4 protein-coding genes are annotated in these 5,481 nt (G+C 61.2%); 2 read left to right on the plus strand and 2 right to left on the minus strand.

The window, feature by feature from the left end:
• Positions 1–87: 87 nt before the first annotated feature.
• Positions 88–1,434 carry a class II 3-deoxy-7-phosphoheptulonate synthase gene (locus ACW9JE_RS28165; RefSeq protein ID WP_224537222.1) on the minus strand — a complete coding sequence of 449 codons (1,347 nt, stop codon included), beginning with the start codon at positions 1,432–1,434 and terminating at the stop codon, positions 88–90.
• Positions 1,435–1,594: 160 nt separating this feature from the next.
• Here ACW9JE_RS28165 and ACW9JE_RS28170 point away from each other — a divergent pair, with 160 nt between their 5' ends.
• Positions 1,595–2,350, plus strand: coding sequence for a spermidine synthase (locus ACW9JE_RS28170; RefSeq protein WP_224537220.1), 756 nt, complete (start codon positions 1,595–1,597; stop codon positions 2,348–2,350).
• Positions 2,351–2,458: 108 nt separating this feature from the next.
• On the opposite strand, the gene ACW9JE_RS28175 is transcribed toward ACW9JE_RS28170, so the two are convergent.
• On the minus strand, positions 2,459–3,250 hold the full coding sequence (locus ACW9JE_RS28175) for a crotonase/enoyl-CoA hydratase family protein (protein WP_457434624.1): 792 nt from the start codon (positions 3,248–3,250) through the stop codon (positions 2,459–2,461).
• Positions 3,251–3,669: 419 nt separating this feature from the next.
• On the opposite strand from ACW9JE_RS28175, the gene ACW9JE_RS28180 reads away from it, so the two are divergent.
• A complete protein-coding gene (locus ACW9JE_RS28180) occupies positions 3,670–5,343 on the plus strand; it encodes a DEAD/DEAH box helicase (RefSeq protein ID WP_457434625.1) in 1,674 nt (557 codons plus the stop codon).
• The last annotated feature ends 138 nt before the right edge of the window (positions 5,344–5,481 follow it).

Below are 5,481 nucleotides of genomic sequence, written 5' to 3' on the forward strand. Positions count from 1 at the left end.
CCGTGTTTCTTCAGGAGGAATGCGGTCAACTGTGGGAGCGGGCTTGCTCGCGAAAGCGGCCTGCCAGGCGCTGGATTACTGCCTGACTTAACGCCGAACCTGTTTCAAAGTCTCGGCAATCAAAAACGCCAATTCCAGCGACTGATCCGCATTCATCCGCGGATCACAGTGAGTGTGATACCGATCCGACAATCCATCCTCGGTAATCGGCCGCGCCCCACCGATGCACTCGGTCACGTTCTGCCCGGTCATCTCGATGTGGATACCGCCGGCATAACTGCCCTCGGCCTGGTGCACCTGGAAGAACTGCTTCACCTCCCCGAGAATCTGCGCGAAATCCCGGGTCTTGTAGCCGCTGCTGGCCTTGATGGTGTTGCCGTGCATCGGGTCCGAACTCCAGAGCACTTGCTTGCCTTCGCGCTGCACGGCGCGGATCAGTTGCGGCAAGTGGTCGCCGACCTTGTTCGCGCCCATGCGCGCGATCAGGTTCAGGCGGCCCGGATCGTTGTCCGGGTTGAGGATGTCGATCAGGCGGATCAGGTCGTCGGTGTTCATGCTCGGGCCGACCTTGACCCCGATCGGGTTGTTCACCCCGCGCAGGAACTCGACGTGGGCGCCATCGAGCTGACGGGTGCGGTCGCCGATCCACAACATGTGGGCCGAGCAGTCGTAGTAATCGTTGGTCAGGCTGTCGCGGCGCACGAAAGCTTCTTCGTAGTTCAACAGCAGCGCTTCGTGGGCGGTGAAGAAGCTGGTCTCGCGCAATTGCGGCGAGCTGTCCATGCCGCAGGCGCGCATGAAAGCCAGGGTCTCATCGATGCGGTCGGCCAGGTGGCTGTACTTCTCGGCCAGCGCGGAGTTGGCGATGAAATCCAGGTTCCACTTGTGCACCTGGTGCAGGTCGGCAAACCCGCCCTGGGCGAAGGCGCGCAACAGATTGAGAGTGGCGGTGGACTGGTGATAGGACTGCAGCAGGCGCTCCGGGTCCGGCACGCGGCTCTTCTCGTCGAAGCCGATACCGTTGACGATGTCGCCCCGGTAGGCTGGCAAGGTCACGCCGTCGATGGTTTCGTCGTTGGCCGAGCGCGGCTTGGCAAACTGGCCGGCCATGCGCCCTACCTTGACCACCGGGCAGCCGGCGGCGAAGGTCATGACGATTGCCATTTGCAGCAACACCTTGAAGGTGTCGCGGATTTTCGCGGCGGAGAACTCGACGAAGCTTTCCGCGCAATCGCCGCCCTGCAGCAGAAACGCGCGGCCCTGGGTCACTTCGGCAAACTGACGACGCAATTCCCGGGCTTCACCGGCAAACACCAGTGGCGGATAACTGGCCAGGGTTTGCTCGACGTGCTGCAAATGCGCTGCATCGGGGTATTGGGGTTGCTGCTGGATCGGCAGGGCGCGCCAGCTGTCAGGGCTCCAGGGTTGGCTCATCACGGTCTCTATTTGTTTTACGCTCGGATCGCCATGTTATCAGCAATTAGTGCGTGACCTGCTCCCGTCGCTTCGCGGACAATCGCGCCTTTGCCGCTGTGCGCAGTGGTGTCAATGTGATGCTTGTTCATTGCAGGCAAGGTGAGGGTCGGGAGAGGAAATGACTGAGGAGCGCGTCGAGCATTTGCTCGCCGAAGTGCAGGACGAATTTGGCGTGATCCGCGTGCTGGAAGTGGCCGATTACCGTTTTCTCGAATTCGGTGACGCCATCGAGCAGAGTTGTGTCTTCACCGCCGACCCGAGCTGGCTCGAATACGATTACACCCGGGCGATGCTGATCGGTGCGCTGTGCCACGAGCAGCCGGAGTCCGCGCTGTTTCTCGGGCTCGGCGCCGGCACACTGACCCAGGCCTGCCTCAAGTTCCTGCCGCTGGAAGACGTCGAAGCCATCGAACTGCGTCCCGATGTGCCGCGCCTGGCCATCGAGTACCTGGGGCTGGACGACGATCCGCGCCTGTACATTCGCGTCGGCGATGCTTTGGAACTGCTCGACACGGCTGAGCCTGCGGACCTGATTTTCGTCGACCTCTATACCGACGTCGGCCCGGGTGTCGGGCACCTGGCCTGGACTTTCCTGGAGAACTGCCAGAAACGCCTGAATCCGGGTGGCTGGCTGGTGATCAATCAATGGGCCACCGACGACGGCAAGCCGCTGGGCGCCGCGTTGTTGCGCGGGCTCTATCACCGGCATTACTGGGAATTGCCGGTGAAGGAGGGCAACGTGATCCTGATCGTGCCTTCGGAACTGGATCAGGAGCTGGACATGCAAGGGCTCATCGCCCGGGCCGAAGCGCTGGCGCCGCGGTTGGGGTATTCGCTGGAGTCGCTGATCAAGGCGATTCGGCCTGCGACCTGATCGGAGGCTTCATGACCTCATCGCGAGCAGGCTCGCTCCCACAATTGAACTGCGATTTCCTGTGGGAGCGAGCCTGCTCGCGATGAGGCCGGTAAAGCCTGCAAAAAATCAGATCCCTTTGAAGACCCCGGGTCGCTTCTCGATCAACGACCTCACCCCCTCCCGCGCATCCTCGGTCGCCAACAACTTCTTCGCCAACCCCGGCAGATTCTTCGCAGCAGCGAGTTCCCCTTCATAACGAGCCTGCCGAGCCGACATCAACGTGGCCTGAACCCCCAGCGGCGCCTGCCGGGCAATCCGTTCGGCCAACTCGATCGCCCGCGGCAGCAAATCCTCACTGGCCACGACCTCCTGCACCAGTCCCAGGTGCAGGGCGTCATGGGCATCGAACTCATCGCCGGTCAGCATCCAGCGCATGGCATTGCCCCAGCCGGCCACCTGATGCAGGCGCAGGGTCGCGCCGCCAAACGGGAAGATCCCGCGCTGCACTTCCATCTGGGCAAATCGGGTATTGCTGGCACACAGGTTGATGTCGGCGGCCAGCATCAATTCGATGCCGATGGTCAGGCAATAACCCTGTGCGGCTACGATCACCGGTTTGCTGACCCGGGGACCTGCAAACACGCCCCACGGATCGCAGCCTCCGGACGGCGTTTGCCAGCCTTCGATCAGGGTTGAGCTGGCGCTTGCCAGATCCAGGCCGGCGGTAAAATGCTCGCCATGCCCGAAGACCACCGCCACCCGCGCCTCGCTGTCGGCTTCAAAGTCGCCGTAAGCCAGGCTCAGTTCATTGAGCAGATCGATGTCGAAGGCGTTGCGCTTGGCGACCCGATCCAGGCCGATCAACAGGACATGACCGCGTTTTTCACGGCTCACACGGCTGGCGTTCAGCTCTTGCATGGGGCATCTCCTGAAGCAGGAAGGGGAGTCGGACCGGCGGTCTGAATCATTCGAGGTGAACCGTTTAAGCGCCATCGCCCGCAGGGCAGGGCCCTTGAAAAATAGACGCTGGCACGACTATCCGCAAAGCGTGTGACAGAACGCCGTACGTACGCATTGAGCGTCAAAAAAAACTCCCTTTTTCGGCAAATTCCGGTATAGTGCGCGCCGGTCTTTAACAGGGCCACGTTTAGGTAGCGCAATTCCCCGAAGTCAACTTCGGTTGCACGTCCGCTTCGGACTCTTCCTTGACGATTCTTTTCATTCAATCGTTTTCGCAAATCCCCGCCGACAAAGCTGCCAGGGCGACTCTTGAGTCTCAACACGGCATGCGCAGCTTTGGAGCATGGGTCTTTGCGGATGCACTTAGAGGCAGACCCATGACCCAGGAAATCGGCGGCTTCGCCGCTCTTGAACTTCATCCCAATATTGTCGCTGCAGTAGTCGCTACCGGCTATGAAGAGCCTTCGGCCATTCAGCAGCAGTCGATCCCGATCATCCTCGCCGGTCACGATATGATTGGTCAGGCGCAAACCGGTACCGGTAAAACCGCCGCCTTTGCCCTGCCTATCCTGCACCGCATTGATCCGTCCAAGCGCGAGCCGCAAGCTCTGATCCTGGCCCCAACTCGTGAGTTGGCGCTGCAAGTTGCAACCGCTTTCGAAACCTACGCCAAGCAAATGCCGGGCGTGAGTGTTGTGGCTGTCTACGGCGGCGCGCCGATGGGCCCACAATTGAAAGCAATCCGTAATGGCGCACAGATCGTTGTCGCCACTCCGGGCCGTCTGTGCGACCACCTGCGTCGCGACGAAAAAGTGCTGCAGACCGTGAACCACCTGGTTCTCGACGAAGCAGACGAAATGCTCAAGCTGGGCTTCATGGACGACCTGGAAGTCATCTTCAAGGCCATGCCGGAAACCCGTCAGACCGTATTGTTCTCGGCTACCCTGCCGCAGTCGATCCGTGCCATCGCCGAGCGTCACCTGCGCGATCCAAAGCACGTGAAGATCCAGAGCAAGACCCAGACCGTTACCGCGATCGAGCAGGCTCACCTGCTGGTTCACGCTGACCAGAAGACTTCTGCCGTTCTCAGCCTGCTGGAAGTGGAAGATTTCGACGCGCTGATCATGTTCGTGCGTACCAAGCAAGCGACCCTGGACCTGGCCAGCGCCCTGGAAGCCAAAGGCTACAAGGCCGCTGCGCTGAACGGTGACATTGCCCAGAACCAGCGTGAGCGCGTGATCGACTCCCTCAAGGATGGCCGTCTGGACATCGTTGTGGCGACCGACGTTGCCGCTCGTGGTCTGGACGTACCGCGCATCACTCACGTGTTCAACGTTGATATGCCGTACGACCCGGAATCCTACGTTCACCGTATCGGCCGTACCGGCCGTGCCGGTCGCGAAGGTCGTGCACTGCTGCTGGTGACTCCGCGTGAGCGCCGCATGCTGCAAGTGATCGAGCGTGTAACCGGTCAGAAGGTTGCCGAAGTTCGTCTGCCGGACGCCCAGGCCGTTCTGGATGCTCGCATCAAGAAACTGACCAACAGCCTGTCGCCGCTGGTGGCTGATGCCGAATCGACCCACGGTGATCTGCTCGATCGCCTGACCGCCGACATCGGTTGCAGCCCACGTGCCCTGGCCGCAGCCCTGCTGCGCAAGGCTACCAACGGTCAAGCGCTGAACCTGGCCGCTATCGAGAAAGAGCGTCCGCTGGTGCCGAACAGCACTCCGCGTGGCGATCGTCCAGAGCGTTCCGGTGACCGTCCTGAGCGTGGCGACCGCGAGCGTCGTGCTCCGATGCCGCTGGCCGAAGGTCGTGCTCGTTGCCGTACCGCGCTGGGTGCGCGTGACGGTATCGCCGCCAAGAACCTGCTGGGCGCCATCCTCAACGAAGGTGGTCTGGCCCGTGAAGCCATCGGTCGCATCCAGGTGCGTGACAGCTTCAGCCTCGTCGAGCTGCCGGAAGATGGTCTGGAGAAGTTGCTGACCAAGCTGAAGGACACGCGCGTTGCCGGCAAGCAGCTGAAACTGCGTCGCTACCGCGAAGATTGATCGGCTTTCGGGCTGATTGATCGAACATAAAAAATCCCCGACTGGTTCGGGGATTTTTTTTGCCTGTTGTTTGGTGGCTGGCCTGGAATTGGAGTCGCCCCCCATCGCGAGCAGGCTCGCTCCCACAATGGAATGCAT

It is taken from the genome of Pseudomonas sp. SDO55104_S430 (assembly GCF_054070595.1).